The 16,990-nt window shown below is 47.9% G+C and carries 12 protein-coding genes; all 12 read left to right on the forward strand.

What is annotated here, in order from left to right:
- Window positions 1–3 precede the first annotated feature (3 nt).
- The 12 genes from PAEAM_RS06760 to ftsA all read left to right on the forward strand — a co-directional run bounded on the left by PAEAM_RS06760 (window position 4) and on the right by ftsA (window position 16,852).
- Entirely contained in the window at window positions 4–2,337 is a 2,334-nt protein-coding gene (locus tag PAEAM_RS06760) for a penicillin-binding transpeptidase domain-containing protein (RefSeq protein WP_100527058.1), read from the forward strand.
- A gap of 94 nt (window positions 2,338–2,431) precedes the next feature.
- Window positions 2,432–4,384 carry a stage V sporulation protein D gene (locus PAEAM_RS06765; protein WP_100527059.1) on the forward strand — a complete coding sequence of 651 codons (1,953 nt, stop codon included), beginning with the start codon at window positions 2,432–2,434 and terminating at the stop codon, window positions 4,382–4,384.
- A 140-nt stretch (window positions 4,385–4,524) separates the two neighbouring features.
- Window positions 4,525–6,012 carry a UDP-N-acetylmuramoyl-L-alanyl-D-glutamate--2,6-diaminopimelate ligase gene (locus PAEAM_RS06770; RefSeq protein WP_076250748.1) on the forward strand — a complete coding sequence of 496 codons (1,488 nt, stop codon included), beginning with the start codon at window positions 4,525–4,527 and terminating at the stop codon, window positions 6,010–6,012.
- Entirely contained in the window at window positions 6,012–7,424 is a 1,413-nt protein-coding gene (locus tag PAEAM_RS06775; RefSeq protein WP_100527637.1) for a UDP-N-acetylmuramoyl-tripeptide--D-alanyl-D-alanine ligase, read from the forward strand. Before PAEAM_RS06770 ends, PAEAM_RS06775 begins: the two co-directional genes overlap by 1 nt.
- A gap of 12 nt (window positions 7,425–7,436) precedes the next feature.
- Window positions 7,437–8,405: a phospho-N-acetylmuramoyl-pentapeptide-transferase gene (mraY, locus tag PAEAM_RS06780; protein WP_047843751.1), complete on the forward strand. Its 969-nt coding sequence runs from the start codon at window positions 7,437–7,439 to the stop codon at window positions 8,403–8,405.
- A gap of 3 nt (window positions 8,406–8,408) precedes the next feature.
- A complete protein-coding gene (murD, locus tag PAEAM_RS06785; RefSeq protein WP_100527060.1) occupies window positions 8,409–9,830 on the forward strand; it encodes a UDP-N-acetylmuramoyl-L-alanine--D-glutamate ligase in 1,422 nt (473 codons plus the stop codon).
- Window positions 9,831–9,878: 48 nt separating this feature from the next.
- Entirely contained in the window at window positions 9,879–10,976 is a 1,098-nt protein-coding gene (gene spoVE / locus PAEAM_RS06790; protein WP_100527061.1) for a stage V sporulation protein E, read from the forward strand.
- 7 nt (window positions 10,977–10,983) lie between these two features.
- Entirely contained in the window at window positions 10,984–12,093 is a 1,110-nt protein-coding gene (murG, locus tag PAEAM_RS06795; protein ID WP_074095850.1) for an undecaprenyldiphospho-muramoylpentapeptide beta-N-acetylglucosaminyltransferase, read from the forward strand.
- Window positions 12,094–12,242: 149 nt separating this feature from the next.
- Window positions 12,243–13,148 (forward strand): UDP-N-acetylmuramate dehydrogenase, encoded by a 906-nt coding sequence (gene murB / locus PAEAM_RS06800; protein WP_076250757.1) that lies wholly within the window; start codon window positions 12,243–12,245, stop codon window positions 13,146–13,148.
- 17 nt (window positions 13,149–13,165) lie between these two features.
- Window positions 13,166–14,449: a UDP-N-acetylglucosamine 1-carboxyvinyltransferase gene (gene murA / locus PAEAM_RS06805; protein WP_100527062.1), complete on the forward strand. Its 1,284-nt coding sequence runs from the start codon at window positions 13,166–13,168 to the stop codon at window positions 14,447–14,449.
- A gap of 58 nt (window positions 14,450–14,507) precedes the next feature.
- On the forward strand, window positions 14,508–15,275 hold the full coding sequence (locus tag PAEAM_RS06810) for a cell division protein FtsQ/DivIB (RefSeq protein ID WP_036614865.1): 768 nt from the start codon (window positions 14,508–14,510) through the stop codon (window positions 15,273–15,275).
- Between the two features lie 293 nt (window positions 15,276–15,568).
- Complete coding sequence (ftsA, locus tag PAEAM_RS06815) at window positions 15,569–16,852, forward strand: cell division protein FtsA (protein WP_036614863.1); 1,284 nt, start codon at window positions 15,569–15,571, stop codon at window positions 16,850–16,852.
- Window positions 16,853–16,990 lie beyond the last annotated feature (138 nt).

A 16,990-nucleotide genomic window follows, 5' to 3' on the forward strand; every position in this document is an offset into this window, starting at 1 on the left:
CCGATGATAAAAAGAATAAAGATGCGCACGTTGCTAATAGGGGGATGTATTACCCTCTTTTTTCTTGTACTCGTAACCCGAATCTTTTTCATTCAGGTTGTGAATGGCGGTGAATGGCAGAAACGGGCAGCCGGTTTGGTAGAGCGGGAACAGACGATTAAGGCTGCACGTGGAACGATTACGGATCGAAATGGTAACATTCTGGCTACCGATGCGCCTGCGTATACGGTTTCTGTTAATCCGTTATTAATTAATGAACTCGGAATTCAGGATGTTGTTACGGAGAAACTCTCTACCCTTCTTGGGAAAAATGAGAGTGAGATGCGTGCTTTGGTCACAGCCAAAAATGCAAAGGGCAAGTTTTTTCAGCAACGTGAAGTACGCAGTGAAGGTTATAAGATCAGTCCTGAACTTGCGGCAAAAGTCAACGAGTTGCGTGAAGAACTGCAAGAAGAGTACAAGGCTCGTAATGCAATTGTGATGGCTCAGGAGTCGAAGCGTTTTTACCCTGAAGAAACACTTGCTTCTCACCTCTTGGGATATATGAACCGTGATGGGAAAGCTGTCAATGGACTTGAAGTCTCATATGATGAAGCACTGACAGGTACAGATGGATATTTGAATTATCAGAAGGATGCCAAAGGCATTAAACTTCCGGATTCACAGGATAACTATCTGCCACCTCAGAACGGTAAGAACCTTACGCTGACCATCGATGATACGATCCAGTTCTACATTGAGGATGCAATGAAAGAAGCCGTTGCCAAGTATAACCCACTGAGCATGACGGTCATTGCCGCGGACCCAAACACGATGGAGATTCTAGGGATGGCGAACTGGCCAACCTTTAACCCGAATACGTATGGGAGTACACCTGATCAAAAGAATTTTATCAACCATGCTACTCAATCCATCTATGAGCCAGGTAGTACATTCAAAATAGTTACGCTAGCAGGGGCTGTTGAAGAAAAACTCTTCGATCCCAATGCAAGTTTTGAATCCAAACGCATGTATATCGGTGGTTTCCCGATTAGTGATAATGGTCATTCCTATGGTTGGATCTCGTATCTCGAAGGTGTCAAACGGTCAAGTAACATTGCTTTTGTTAACTTGGGTTACAACATGCTTGGCGGCGAACGTCTGCGTCATTACATAGACGAATTCGGCTTCGGCAAAAAGACGGGTATTGATCTGCCAAATGAGGCAGCGTCCCCGATCAAGCCACTGGTTTACAAATCCGAGATTGCTACTGCTGCTTACGGTCACGGTCTTGTACAGGTAACACCAATTCAACAGGTCGCAGCCATCTCTGCGATTGCCAACGGCGGCAAATTGCTGGAGCCACATCTGGTGAAGGAGATCAAGAACCCGAATGATGGAACAACGGAAGTCATCAAACCTAAAGTTGTTCGTCAGGTGATTTCCAAGGAATCTTCCAAACTGGTGAGCGGTTATCTGGAACAGGTGGTTGCAGACCAAACGATTGGTACCGGTCGTAACGCCTATATTGAAGGTTACCGTGTAGCTGGTAAGACAGGTACAGCAAGAAAGGTTGTTAACGGAGCATACAGCAAGTCGAAAGACGTTGTATCGTTTATTGGATTCGCTCCCGTGAATAATCCGAAGATTGCTATACTTGTTGTCATTGACCAACCGGATGGAACCAACATTGGGGGAGGAACCGCAGCTGCGCCGGTGTTCAAAAAGATTGTCAGCCAGACTCTTCAATACATGGGAATACCCAAAGATACAGCCAAAACTCCTGACAAAAAGTCAAAAGAAGTCTCTGTCGTACAAGCCAAGGCTCCTGACTTAAGTGGCAAGACAGCCAAACAGGCCAGAAGCCAGCTTCTAAGCGCAGGTATTGCTTATGTGACTCTTGGTCAAGGTGATAATGTAATTCGGCAGTATCCGGTTGCTGGCGCCTCTATGAATCCAGGCCAACGAATCTATCTGCTAACGGAAGAAAGCAGCAAGATGAAGATTCCCGATCTAACAGGTGAATCTCTCCGGGATGCCCTTGAAGTACTTTCTCTCATGAAGGTGGGGGTTACAGTCAAGGGTGAGGGTTATGTCGTGAAACAAACCGAGCAGGTCGCAGGTGAGCAGAGAACTGTGCAGTTGAACTTGCAAACTGCCAAAGCTGCAGTGACAGGTATAGCCGATGAGGCTCCAATCTCTTCTGATCCGTCGTCAGAAGCTGAAGTGAAGGAACAAGAGGCTTCGGCCGGAGAAGCTAAAACAGACGAAACCGACGAAACAGACAACAACAAGGCTCCTGCCAATGAAACCGAATCCTCTGAAGATCCAGCAACAAACGGAGCTACGCTTCCTTAGGGAGCTCTGACAGCTTGTTCTAACCCCCGGTTGTCCTGAATATTCATGAATGGAACGAATGTCATGATTTTGGGACGAGTGGGGGGATCTTTTCGTGAAGGGATCAAGCGTAAATCTGCGGCGCAGGTTGCTATGGAGTTTAATGGTTTTAGTTTTGTTATTTTCGGCCCTGATGATCAGGCTTGCTTATGTACAGCTCGGGGAAGGCCCTGAATTGTCAGCAAAAGCAGAAGAATCCTGGCGGCGTAATATTCCTTACTCAGCCAAGCGAGGGGAGATCTTGGATCGAAATGGAACCTCTCTGGCCTATAATGTGACAACACCAACAATTATGGCCATTCCGGCTCAGGTTAAAGAAGCTGAAACGACGGCTAAAGCGCTGGCCCCATTGCTTGGGATGACGGAAGAAAAAGTGCTCGCAACCATCAAGAAACGAGAACTCATTGTACGACTACAACCCGGCGGCCGCAAAATTACGATGGAGAAAGCTCAGCGCATCCGTGATTTGAAGCTTCCGGGTATCGTTGTTGCTGAAGACAATAAACGTTTTTATCCTTATGATGATTTGGCTGCCCATATTCTTGGTTTTACGGGCATTGATAATCAGGGCTTAACGGGTGTCGAGAAGAAATATGATGATAAGCTGAATGGTTTGAATGGCAGTGTGTCCTACTTGTCCGATGCGGCCGGAAGGCTAATGCCGGGCTCATCCGAGAAGTATGTGGAACCGAAGGACGGCCTTAACCTCAAGCTGACCATTGATAAATCCATTCAGTCCATCATGGAGAGAGAACTGGATCAGGCCATGGTGAAGTTCCAGGCGAACTCAGCATTGGCCATAGCGATGAATCCCAAAACGGGTGAAATTTTGGGGATGTCCAGCAGACCGGGATACGAACCTGCCGATTATCAGCAATATCCCGCGGAGATATACAATCGCAATTTACCGATCTGGATGACCTACGAGCCGGGCTCCACGTTTAAGATCATTACTTTGGCAGCAGCGCTTGAAGAGAAAAAGGTCAATCTGCAACAGGATCAATTTTTTGATCCCGGATATGTTGAGGTGGGTGGGGCCCGTCTGCGTTGCTGGAAAAAGGGCGGCCACGGAAGTCAGACCTTCTTACAAGTTGTGGAGAACTCATGTAACCCGGGCTTTGTGGCTTTGGGGCAGAGGCTGGGCAAAGAATCGCTCTTCTCCTATATTAAAGACTTTGGTTTCGGTACCAAGACAGGGATTGACCTCAGCGGAGAAGCCAGTGGAATTCTGTTCAAACTGTCCAGAGTGGGACCTGTCGAGCTTGCAACGACGGCTTTTGGTCAAGGTGTATCCGTAACGCCCATTCAGCAAGTAGCAGCTGTGTCAGCGGCCATCAATGGGGGTAAACTTTACAAGCCTTATGTTACGAAAGCGTGGGTCCATCCGGTCACAGGGGAAGTCATGGAAGAAGCCAAGCCGGAACTGGTTCGTCAGGTGATCTCGGAGAATACATCCAAACAAGTACGTGAAGCACTCGAGAGTGTTGTCGCAAAAGGTACCGGGCGTCCGGCATTCATTGATGGATACCGGGTCGGTGGCAAAACAGGTACAGCCCAGAAGGTTATCAACGGACGTTATTCCTCGACTGAGCATATCGTATCCTTTATCGGATTTGCACCGGCAGATGATCCACAGATTGTGGTCTATACCGCAGTTGATAACCCCAAAGGAATTCAGTTCGGAGGTGTGGTTGCCGCCCCGATTGTGCAGAACATCCTTGAAGATGCTTTGCATTATATGAATGTACCTGTTCGGAAGGATCAGGTCGCCAAAGAATACAAGTATGGTGAAACCAAAATCGTGACAGTCCCAGACCTGACAGGAGCTACTGTTGAAGATCTGTACGAAGACCTGAACATGAATTTTATGCTGGCGAAGTCTGGCAGTGGTAAATACGTGATTAATCAGGCACCCAAACCTGGGGCGAGGGTAGATCAGGGATCAACCATCCGCATTTATATGGGGAACGTACTGAACGATGCACATGATCACACAAAGGATGAATAACAGGACTTAGGGGTAGTTTGAGGCTTCTAGCGCAACAAAATTCATCCAAGTGCGTTTCATTATTGGGTTGTATTGACGATATTAATAAATACAGACATATGTTAAAACAGAAGTATAATTGGAAAAGTGAGGTTATTCATGTGCTTTTAAAACAATTTGCATCGATGCTGACCACCGCCCGCCTCGTGGGCGAATCAAATACAGAATGCCAAAACCTTCAGACAGATTCCCGGCAGGTAAAACCGGGTGATCTGTTTATCTGTCTTCCGGGACATACGGTAGATGGTCATGATTATGCAGAAAAAGCTGTAAATGCCGGTGCAGTTGCATTGGTGGTTGAACGGCAGCTGGATCTGCCTGTACCACAATTGCTGGTGAAGGACAGCCGATTTGCGATGGCTGTTCTGGCGGATTTCTTTTTTGACTCGCCAAGCCAGAAGATGAATATGATTGGTGTAACGGGAACGAACGGAAAAACAACGACCACCTATTTGATTGAAAAAATCATGAGTGATTACGGGCGCAAGACGGGATTGATCGGTACTATTCAAATGCGGTATGACGGTCGCACCTACCCGATGTCAGGAACGACACCAGAGGCGCTTGATCTGCAGCGTAGTCTGCATGATATGGTTCAGAAGGGTACGGACTGCTGTGTTATGGAAGTTTCTTCTCACGCATTGGAACAAGGGCGAGTAAAGGGAACAAATTTCCGTACTGCGGTATTTACTAACCTGACGCAGGATCATTTGGACTACCACCATTCCATGGAGGAATATCGCGGGGCCAAAGGATTATTCTTTGCACGTCTGGGTAACGGTTATACGGAAGATGTCTCACAGCGTAAATTCGCTGTTATCAATGCAGATGACCCGGCAGCGGATTATTTCATCTCTGTGACTGCGGCTGAAGTGATTACATATGGCATGGGTGAAAAGGCGGATGTACGCGCATCCCAAATCTCAATCACGTCTCAGGGAACTTCTTTCCACGTGGATACATTTGCAGGCAGCACAGATATTCGCTTGCGCATGGTAGGCAAATTCAATGTATACAATGCAATGGCAGCAATCTCTGCAGCGCTGGTTGAAGGAATTCCGCTGGAAGAGATCAAGCGCAGTCTGGAGACGGTTCCGGGCGTGGATGGACGTGTTGAAGGAGTGGACGAAGGACAGCCATTTGCTGTTATTGTCGATTATGCCCATACACCGGATGGACTTGAGAATGTGTTGCGTACGGTGAAGGAATTTGCCGAAGGACGTGTGATCTGCGTGTTTGGCTGTGGTGGTGACAGGGACCGTACCAAACGCCCTCTCATGGGGAAAATTGCTGCGAATTATAGTGATTTTGTACTGGTTACTTCCGATAATCCACGGACAGAAGATCCGGATCTGATTCTTAAAGACATTGAACAGGGCCTGATTGAAGAATCCGTTCCTGCTGAACGTTATACGATGATTGTGGATCGACGCCAGGCGATTCATGAAGCTATTGAAATGGCAAGCCCAGCCGATGTAGTATTGATTGCGGGCAAGGGTCACGAGACCTATCAGATTATCGGCACAACCAAAACCGATTTTGATGACCGAATCATAGCTAAAGAAGCGATAAGGGGCAAATCCAATTGATAAAAAGAACATTGGCACAATTGGCCGAGATGTGTGGAGGAACATTAAGTGACGTTGCTGCTCATGGCAATGTAATGGTCGAAGGGGTGTTTACCGATTCGCGTAAACCTCTGGAAGGCAGTTTATTTATCCCGCTAGTGGGTGAAAGGTTTGACGGACACGAATTTGTGCAAGCCTGTCTAGAGAAGGGGGCTGCAGGCGCGATCTGGCAAAAGGATCATGGTATTCCGCCACAAGGAGCTGTCATTGTTGTTGACGACACACTTGTCGCGCTGCAAGCACTCGCATCTGCTTATCTAACGGAGAATAAAGCGGCTGTAGTCGGCATTACAGGCAGCAACGGCAAGACAACAACAAAGGACATCGTAGATACCATTCTCTCGACGACGTTCAAAGTGCATAAGACGCAAGGCAACTTCAATAATCACATTGGTTTACCACTGACTGTACTAAGCATGGACCCGGATACCGAGATTATCATTTTGGAGATGGGTATGAGTGGTCGCGGGGAAATTAACGATCTGTCGGTTATTGCGCAGCCTGATGTAGCGGTCATTACCAATATTGGTGAATCACATCTGCTTCAGCTGGGGTCCAGACTGGAGATTGCCAGAGCCAAAGCCGAGATTGCCGCGGGATTGAAGCCTGGCGGGTTACTGATCTACAACGGAGACGAGCCTTTAATTGCACAAGTCCTTGAAGAACCCGCAACGAAACAACCCGATGGATTGCAGCGGTTTACATTTGGTCTGCAAACCGATAATGATGACTATCCTACCGGACTTATGAATGCGCAGAACGGGGTAGTTTTCACCACCAAACAGTCTGGAGAACATGCATTTACGCTACCTCTGCTAGGAACGCATAATGTCGTTAACTGTCTGGCTGCTTTGGCAGTAGCCCGTCATTTCAAACTGACGACGGAGCAGATTGCCGCGGGATTGTCTCGCTTGAAACTGACAGGCATGCGTATTGAGGTTACGCAAGGCGTTAGTGGTCTAACCCTGCTGAATGATGCATACAATGCAAGTCCAACCTCCATGAAGGCTGCAATCGATGTACTAGAAGGTCTGAAAGGATACTGCATGAAAGTGGCTGTGCTTGGTGATATGCTTGAACTCGGTCCCCAAGAGCAGGATCTGCATTACGGAATCGGAGAGTATATCACATCGGCCAAAATGGACATGGTGCTGGTATATGGTCCGCTATCAGCCAAGATTGCTGAAGGAGCAAGCAAGCATATGCCTACAGAGGCTGTGCATGCTTTTATAGATAAAGAAGAAATGACCCGTTATCTACTGGAGAAACTACATCCCAGAGACGTTGTTTTGTTCAAAGCCTCAAGAGGCATGAAGCTGGAGGACGTGGTCGAAGCACTACAAATAGCACCATTACAGAATCGAGTAGACTAGAGGGGTGAACCCATGGATTTTCAGGTATTACTGTTAACAATCGGCGTTTCATTTATTCTGGCGGTGATTGCCGCACCGCTCCTGATTCCGCTGTTACGCCGGATGAAATTCGGACAGCAAGTTAGGGAAGATGGGCCTCAGAGCCATTTGAAAAAAAGCGGAACACCTACAATGGGTGGAGTCGTCATTTTAGTTGCGTTCACATTGGCCTTTTTGAAATTTTCGGCAGTCAAGAATACAGACTTTTATGTCTTGCTTGTGGCTACGCTGGGATTCGGGCTGATTGGCTTCCTGGATGATTACATCAAAATTGTGTTCAAACGTTCGCTGGGACTGACGGCCAGACAAAAAATGCTGGGCCAATTGTTCTTCAGTGCAGTGATGTGTTTCTTGCTGATCCAGAATGGACACAGCACAGCCATCTCTATTCCGGGTACGTCATTCTCGTTTGACTGGACTGGATGGTTCTATTATCCGTTTGTTGTATTCATGATGCTTGCCATTACCAATGCGGTTAACTTTACCGACGGTTTGGATGGTTTGCTGTCAGGGGTAAGTGCGATTGCCTTTGGCGCGTTTGCCATTGTGGCGATGCAAGCCACGTCGATGCCGGCAGCAGTGTGTGCAGCAGCGATGATCGGGGCCGTACTCGGTTTTCTGGTATATAACGCACATCCGGCCAAAGTGTTTATGGGAGACACCGGTTCTCTGGGGATTGGCGGTGCGATTGGTGCGGTAGCCATTGTAACCAAAACAGAGCTCCTATTTGTCATCATTGGCGGTATTTTTGTTATCGAGATCCTGTCTGTCATCATTCAAGTGGTATCATTCAAGACTCGTGGCAAGCGTGTATTCAAAATGAGCCCCATTCACCATCACTTTGAATTAAGTGGTTGGTCAGAATGGCGGGTTGTTATTACCTTTTGGGCGGTAGGTGCAATTTTGGCCGCTCTTGGACTTTATCTCAACAAGGGGTTGTAGATCATGAACCATCCTGAATCATATCGCGGACAACAAGTCGTTGTGCTCGGATTGGCCAAAAGCGGCGTACAGGTCGCTAAAGTGCTGGATCGCGCCGGAGCGAAGGTTACAGTAAATGATAAAAAAGAGAGAGATCAATGTCCCGAAGCTTCCGAATTGGAGGCTTTGGGAATTTCTGTTGTATGCGGAGGGCATCCGGATGATCTGATTCACAGTGGTGTGAAGCTGGTTGTCAAAAACCCGGGTATCCCCTACCATGCAGCTCCTGTGCAGCAAGCTTTGGCATTGGGCATTGAAGTGGTGACCGAAGTAGAGGTTGCTTATCATCTATGTGCTGCACCCATGATCGGGATTACGGGCTCCAACGGTAAAACAACAACGACCACTTGGGTGGGTAAAATGTTGGTGCATGCCGGCCTCAAGCCGATCGTTGCCGGTAATATCGGAACACCTCTCTGTGAAGCGGCAGAGCAAGCTTCTCCAGATAACTGGATGGTTGTTGAACTTAGCAGTTTCCAGCTCAAAGGAACGGTTGATTTCCGTCCCCGGATTGCCAGCTTGCTTAACGTTGCAGAGACGCATCTGGACTATCATGGGGATCTGGATGATTATGTGGCTTCCAAAGCGAAACTGTTCGCGAATCAGCAGCCTGACGACGTGGCCATTCTGAATTGGGATGATGCGGTATGTCGTGGTCTGGTTCCTTACATCAAAGGCAGATTGCTTCCCTTCTCAATGATTGAGAAGTTGGATACAGGTGTGTATGCAGATCCTCCTTATGTGGATGGAGAAGAGGATGATGTGAAGCGTCAGGTAATCTACGCGGATGAAAACGGAGATCACCACATCATTATCGACGTTGAGGACATTGGCCTTCCTGGGCGATTTAATGTGGAAAATGCACTGGCTGCTGTGGCTATTGCCGTAGCGGCAGGAGCTGATCCTGCGTTGCTGGCTGCTCCGCTTGCAGACTTCAAGGGAGTTGAACATCGACTTGAATATGTCCTGGAGCATAACGGCTCTGCATACTACAACAACTCCAAAGCGACCAATTCGAAAGCTACGGTTATGGCTCTGAATTCGTTCAAGGAACCGGTTGTATTAATTGCTGGAGGGTTGGATCGCGGGTCAGACATGATGGAGTTGTTACCCTTGTTCCAGGAACGGGTAAAAGCTGTCGTTGCAATTGGAGAAACACGGACAAAAATTGCCAAGGTCGCGGAACTTGCCGGATTAAAGCAAATTAAGGTCGTCGATAATGAGGAGGACGCTGCCCGGACGTTAACCGTTGCTGTGCAGGAAGCATCGAAGCTTGCCAGTGCCGGTGATGTCGTTTTGTTATCCCCGGCATGTGCAAGTTGGGACATGTTTGCTTCCTATGAAGAGCGGGGACGCATTTTTAAAGAGGCGGCGCATAACTTGTAAGTAGGGGGGTGGAAAAGCCCCTACTTCCATGCAAGGGGTGGCCTCCTGATGAAACAGACGCGACCGGCACCAGATATTTGGTTGCTGATTTGTATTTTGGCATTGCTTGCCATCGGCATTATTATGGTATATAGTGCGGGCTCGGTGCTTGCCTTTCATGACTATGGCGATTCATTTTATTTTGTAAAAAGACAGGCCCTGTTTGCGGTGCTTGGGCTTGTGGCCATGTTCGTAACTGCTAATGTAGACTACCGGGTGTGGAGGAAATATGCCAAGCCTATATTGATTGCCTGTTTTATTATGCTCATTGGGGTGCTCATTCCTGGAATTGGTGTAGTTCGCGGTGGTGCACGAAGTTGGCTGGGCATTGGTTCGTTCGGTATTCAGCCCTCAGAATTCATGAAGTTGGGTATGATTCTGTTTCTCGCTCACTGGCTGAGCAAGGAACCGGGCAAAATCAAAACCTTCACAACGGGGCTTCTGCCACCGCTGGGATTGATTGGTTTGGCTTTTGGGATTATTATGCTGCAACCTGATTTGGGGACTGGCACCGTGATGATGGGTGCATCGATGCTTATTATTTTCACAGCCGGAGCGCGAATGAAACATCTGAGCTTGCTTGCTCTTGGCGGCGTAGCAGGGTTTGCAGCTTTGATTGCAGCAGCACCCTATCGGCTGCAGCGTATCACAGCGTTTTTGGACCCGTGGTCCGATCCGCTGGGTGCCGGATATCAGATCATTCAATCCTTATACGCGATTGGTCCTGGAGGACTGGCGGGATTGGGACTGGGTATGAGCCGGCAGAAGTACAGTTATGTACCTGAACCGCAAACGGACTTTATTTTTAGTATTTTGGCCGAAGAACTCGGCTTTATAGGTGGAATGATTGTATTATTGTTGTTTTTGGTGCTGGTGTGGAGAGGGATGCGTGTAGCCATGACCGTTCCGGATGCCTTCGGCAGTCTGCTTGGTGTTGGTATCGTAGGTATGGTCGCCGTACAAGTCATTATTAACATTGGTGTTGTCATTGGCATGATGCCTGTTACGGGTATTACATTGCCTCTGATCAGTTACGGCGGATCATCATTGACCCTCATGCTCACAGCACTGGGCATTTTAGTGAATTTATCCCGTTATGCGAGGTGACTATGCGATGCGAGTCGTTCTAAGCGGTGGCGGTACGGGTGGACATATCTATCCGGCCGTTGCCATAGCAAGACAATGCGAGGCGGAGAACCCGGACTCGACATTTCTATACATCGGAGGAACCAGAGGGCTGGAAAGTAAACTGGTTCCCCAAGAAAATATTCCTTTTAAATCCATTGATATTACGGGCTTTCGGCGGAAATTGTCCATCGACAACCTGAAAACGGTCATGCGTTTCATTCAAGGTGTACGCAAGTCCAAAAAAATGCTGAAGGAATTCAAACCGGATGTTGTGATTGGTACAGGTGGATATGTATGTGGACCTGTGGTATATGCAGCAACAAAACTGGGGATTCCGAGTATAATTCATGAACAGAACGCCATCCCTGGTCTGACGAACAAATTTTTGATGCGTTATGTGGACACGGTTGCCGTTAGCTTTGAAGGTTCTGAAAAATCGTTTTCCGGCGCAAAAAAGGTGATCTACACCGGTAATCCGCGAGCGACTACGGTAGCCCAAGCTAGCCGTGATCGTGGTTTTGCCACATTAGGTGTACCGATGAACAGCCGTGTTGTTCTTGTGGTTGGTGGCAGTCGCGGGGCAAAAGCAATCAATCAGGCCATGGTGGACATGGCTCCAATGCTGGAACAACTGGACGATGTACATGTCGTTTACGTGACAGGGGATACCTATTTTGATGAAACGCGTGAAGCCATTCGCAGCTCACTGGGTACGATGCCAAACCACCTGCATGTCCTGCCTTACGTACACAATATGCCTGAGGTGCTTGCCTGCACATCCTTGATTGTAAACCGCGCAGGTGCATCATTCCTTGCGGAGATTACGTCACTGGGTATTCCTTCGATCCTGATTCCGTCACCTAACGTGACTAATAATCATCAGGAAGCCAATGCACGCACGCTTGAGGGTGGAGGCGCATCACTCACGATGCTGGAGAAGGATCTTACAGGCAAAGTCCTGTATGAAGCCATCGCAAAGATTATGAATGATGAATCGGGACGCAAACGAATGGCTGAAGCCTCCCGGAAACTGGGGAAACCCGATGCAGCTGAAGTGCTTGTTCATGAAATTCAGCGTCTTGCTGCACGCCGATAAAGTGTGATTGTGGGCGATTGTCACACACAAGACGGGGCTGACATAAGATACCGTATAAATCGTGACCATCGTTCCATGGCGCCAGAACACGGTTTGTAACAACAGAACATACCGTGCTCATCGGTTTTGAAGCAAAGGAGGAAGCAAACATGCATCAGTGGATATCGTTACTATCCCAGAATAATGTTGGCAGAGTTCTTGAAAACGAATCGCTAGCCAAATACACCACATGGAAGATCGGCGGTCCTGCGGATGCACTGGTCATTCCCGAGAATAAAGAGCAGATGATGAATCTCGTTCAATTGCTTCACACGTATCAGATTCCGTGGATGCAACTAGGACGGGGCTCAAACATGCTGGTGTCAGACAAAGGAATACGTGGTGTTGTGGTGAAACCAGGCGAGGGCTTTGATTATGCCGAATTTCACGAAGGTGGTGTAACCGCCGGAGCGGCGCATTCTTTTGTTAAACTCAGCGTGGTTGCTGCCAAAAAGGAATGGACCGGTCTGGAATTCGGCAGCGGTATCCCCGGCACTGTCGGTGGAGCCGTATACATGAATGCAGGCGCGCATGGATCGGATGTGTCACGGATATTCAAATTCGCTGAGATTGTACTGGAGACAGGGGAATTGGTACGTTACAGCAAGGAGGACATGGATTTTGCCTACCGCCACTCTGTTCTGCATGATCGGAGAGGCATCGTGCTGGAAGCTACATTTGAACTCCAGCATGGAGAGCGCAACGTCATTTCGGAAACGATGGCGGCTTATAAAGACCGCCGGCGCCGCACACAGCCACTGCAGATGGCATGTGCAGGTAGTGTATTCCGAAATCCACCGGGTGATCATGCAGCCCGCCTGATTGAAGCAGCAGGGCTGAAAGGAATGACCCAGGGAGGCGCACAGGTATCCACCATGCATGCCAATTTCATTGTTAATACAGGCCAAGCAACAGCAGAGGACGTTATCACCCTAATGCAGCAGATACAGAGCACTATATCATCTCAAAACGGTATTAACCTGGTACCGGAAGTCTTCGTAGTGGGTGAGCGGTAAACCCCGGAGGTGATACATTGGACAAATTGGTGATTGAAGGCGGGAAACCCCTCTCAGGATCCATACGCATCCATGGAGCAAAAAATGCCGCTTTACCGATTATGGCCGCAAGTTTGTTGGCAGATGGAGAAGTTACACTGCATAACGTTCCACACTTGCTGGACATTGAAGTGATGCTGTATATCCTGGAACGGCTTGGATGCACGTGTCGGCATGAACAGGGAACAGTGACGATTAATACCTCGTCTATCCGGTCATATGATGTGCCAGAAGATCTAATGAAGCAGATGCGCTCTTCCATTTTTTTGATGGGACCATTGCTGGCTAAGTTTGGGCAAGTGTCAGTGTATCAGCCAGGAGGCTGTGCCATTGGAGAACGCAAAATTGATCTTCACCTCCGGGGCCTGGAAGCGCTCGGAGCTTTGATTGAAGAGCAGGACCAACAGATTATCTGTCATGGGCACAATCTGGTGGGTACAGATATTCATTTGGATTTCCCGAGTGTGGGAGCGACGGAGAATATCATGATGGCAGCCGTTATGGCTAAAGGGACGACAACCATCTGCAACGCCGCAAGAGAACCTGAAATCCAGGACCTGCAACACTTTTTGAATGCTATGGGTGCAAGCATTATTGGTGCAGGAACGGATACAATCACGATCAATGGCGTTGAGAGACTGAAACCTTGTTCCTATGAGATTATACCGGATCGAATCGTTGCCGGAACCGTAATGATTGCAGCAGCAGCAACACGAGGCAATGTTACGCTTACACACTGCAATCCTGCTCATCTTACTTCACTTATACATGTATTGAAGCGCACTGGTGTTCAAATCACAGTCTGCAATGATATAATGACGGTGAGCTGTATGAGCCGTCCCAAATCAGTAGACCGTATTGTGACTTCTCCGTATCCTTCGTTTCCGACAGATTTGCAATCGCAAATCATGGTGCTGCTCAGTCTGGCAGACGGATTCAGTGTGATGAAGGAAACGGTATTCGAGGGCCGGTTCAAACATGTGGATGAACTGAATGTGATGGGGGCTGATATTTCAGTCGATCTGAACGCAGCATTTATCCGTGGTGTTCCCCGTCTGTACGGGGCTACAGTAGAAGCAACCGATCTTCGTGCAGGTGCAGCTCTGGTCATTGCTGGTCTGGCTGCTCAAGGCAAAACGGTTGTGGAGCAAGTGCACCATATTGACCGGGGCTACGATCAGATCGAGAAGTTATTCCAAAGTCTTGGAGCATCGGTTGAGCGACAGTCGCCCGTTTCGAAACAGTTGGATTTTGCCAATTAACGTCCTTGGCGTCCCCTTCTTGAAGGGAGGGGACCTGAGGCTTTGTGGAGCGCTACTTATGCCTAAAAGTCAAATTCCGGTTCTGAAGAAGAATCGGCCAAAAGGAAACACAAGCCGCAAAATTGTAATTATTCTCTTATTATTATTTATTGTATTGCTGGCTGTATTATTCTTTCGTTCTTCCATGAGTCGGATTTCGGCAATTGAAATTACGGGTAATGTATATACAGCAACTTCAGAACTGCTGGAGAAAAGCGGACTGAAAGAAGGCGAACAATTTTTTGGGACAAGTACTGCCGAGGTTATTGAGCGTCTCAAGACCATCAAGGCGATTTCCACCGTTACCGTGGACAAAAAGTTTCCGGGGATTATCCATATCAAGGTTCAGGAATATGCCACGGTTGCTTATGAGCTTGGTTCTGACGGTACGCTAAAAGCGATATTAGCCAGTGGGACAAGCTTGACGGTTCCGGCAACAATTGGTGTTGCTGTGGAGAAGCCCATATTGACCCAATGGAAGGCTGATGATCCACTTAAAGCCAAGCTGAGCCAGACACTGGCTAAAATTCCGAATGAATTGACGACGGATATTTCGGAAATTATTCCGAATCCAACGCCTTCATTTCCGGATCAGATTCGGATGTATACCAAATCGCAGTTTGAAGTGATTACAACCGTCTCTCTTTTATCGGATAAAGTGGAGTATCTGAATCAGGTGATTGAGACCGAACGGCCTGGGAAAATCACCATGCTTGAGGCAGATACCTATGTCCCTTTCATCCCGGATGACCCGGAAGATGATGCTGAACCAGGAGCAAGCCCCTGATCTTTGCCATGATGAGGCTGGACTGAATATGAAAGCCTAGGCAGGTCGGGGTTTGACCCCGTCAGAGCAATGAAACTTGTTCTTTCTGAGATGAAGAAAAAATGATACACTTGAACTTATGGCACATGAGTTGCCTCCTTCTTTTTTCTTCAATGTTTTATGTCTGGCAACCAGATTTTGACACCCAAAAACATTGTAGAAAAAAGAGGGAAAGCCTGAAGTGTGTTGAATATGTTTTAAGAGTGTTTAAATTCGAACGTAATTTACTATTGGAGTCAGGAGGTGCCACAGACTTGAGCAACAATGACATCATTGTTAGTTTGGACATCGGTACATCCAAAATTCGCGCTATTATTGGGGAAATGAATAATGGAACCTTTAATATTATAGGAGTTGGATCTGCCGACTCGGAGGGAATTCGCAAAGGTGTAATCGTAGATATCGATCAGACGGTGCAGTCGATTCGCAACGCAGTGGATCATGCAGAACGTATGGTAGGTATTCAAATATCCGAAGTGTATGTTGGAATCTCGGGAAATCATATCGGACTGATGAGCAGTCACGGCGTCGTGGCTGTGTCTAACGAGGATCGTGAAATCGGAGAAGAAGACATGGAACGGGTGTTGAAAGCAGCCGAAGTCATTGCAGTTCCGCCGGAACGGGAAATTATTGATGTTGTCGCCAAGCAATATGTTGTGGATGGCTTGGAGGGCATACAGGACCCCCGTGGTATGATTGGTGTTCGTCTGGAAGTTGAAGCAACGATCATAACGGGTGCAAAAACCGCGATACATAATCTTTTGCGCTGCGTGGAAAAAGCGGGTCTGAAAGTAAGCGATCTGGTTCTCATGTCGCTTGGAGCGGGTCAACTGGCTTTGTCCAAAGATGAAAAAACGATGGGTTCAGTGCTTGTTGATATTGGAGCAGGTGCAACAACCATCGCCATTTTTGAAGAAGACAGTCTTGTTGCAACATCAACGTTGCCTATAGGTGGGGAATTCGTAACAAATGATATCGCCTATGGCTTACGCACGTTAACGGATCAGGCGGAGAAGGTGAAACTGAAATATGGCTGTGCCTGGTTGGATGATGCTGCTGCGGATGTGATGTTCAAAGTCACCCGAATTGGCAGTAATGTAGACAAGGAGTTTTCACAGGAGGATCTGGCAGCAATTATTGAACCTAGGGTTCAAGAAATATTCCAGATGATATCCCAAGAAGTGAAGCGTCTTGGTTACAACGAGCTTCCTGGAGGTTATATACTAACGGGAGGTACGGTCTCTATGCCGGGGGTTCTGCAGGTCGCTCAGCATGAGCTTGCTGCTTCGGTACGAGTTGCAGTTCCGGATTATATTGGTGTGCGTGACCCCGGGTTTACAAGCGGAGTTGGCATATTGCACAGTGTAATTCGCAGTTTGCGCATTCGTCCCTCGATCAATAACGGCGGTGGAAATAACAATAACAATAATAACAACAAGAAACCGACCAACCGTCCGAAGCCAAATACGGCACAGGAATCGGAGCAAAAACCCGGTCTGTTCGAGCGGCTGAAGAATATGTTCAGCGAATTTATATAACAGGTTGGATCCATTTCATACATTCTTGAAGCCGTCTGAATGCGCCGGTACTAAAATAAACGCTTTCGTTCGTCGATATATGAAATTGATTCGGTTCAAATCAAAAATTGGACGGGCCATCCATGCACATTGAGGGGG

This window comes from Paenibacillus sp. GM1FR (genome assembly GCF_002803315.1).
GTDB lineage: Bacteria > Bacillota > Bacilli > Paenibacillales > Paenibacillaceae > Paenibacillus > Paenibacillus amylolyticus.

What these genes read in the sequence shown, in the direction of transcription:
- PAEAM_RS06760 (WP_100527058.1), top strand. Translation starts at nt 4, where the DNA reads ATGATAAAAAGAATAAAGATGCGCACGTTGCTAATAGGGGGATGTATT.
- mraY (WP_047843751.1), top strand. Translation starts at nt 7,437, where the DNA reads ATGGATTTTCAGGTATTACTGTTAACAATCGGCGTTTCATTTATTCTG.
- murD (WP_100527060.1), top strand. Translation starts at nt 8,409, where the DNA reads ATGAACCATCCTGAATCATATCGCGGACAACAAGTCGTTGTGCTCGGA.
- spoVE (WP_100527061.1), top strand. Translation starts at nt 9,879, where the DNA reads ATGAAACAGACGCGACCGGCACCAGATATTTGGTTGCTGATTTGTATT.
- murG (WP_074095850.1), top strand. Translation starts at nt 10,984, where the DNA reads ATGCGAGTCGTTCTAAGCGGTGGCGGTACGGGTGGACATATCTATCCG.
- murB (WP_076250757.1), top strand. Translation starts at nt 12,243, where the DNA reads ATGCATCAGTGGATATCGTTACTATCCCAGAATAATGTTGGCAGAGTT.
- PAEAM_RS06810 (WP_036614865.1), top strand. Translation starts at nt 14,508, where the DNA reads ATGCCTAAAAGTCAAATTCCGGTTCTGAAGAAGAATCGGCCAAAAGGA.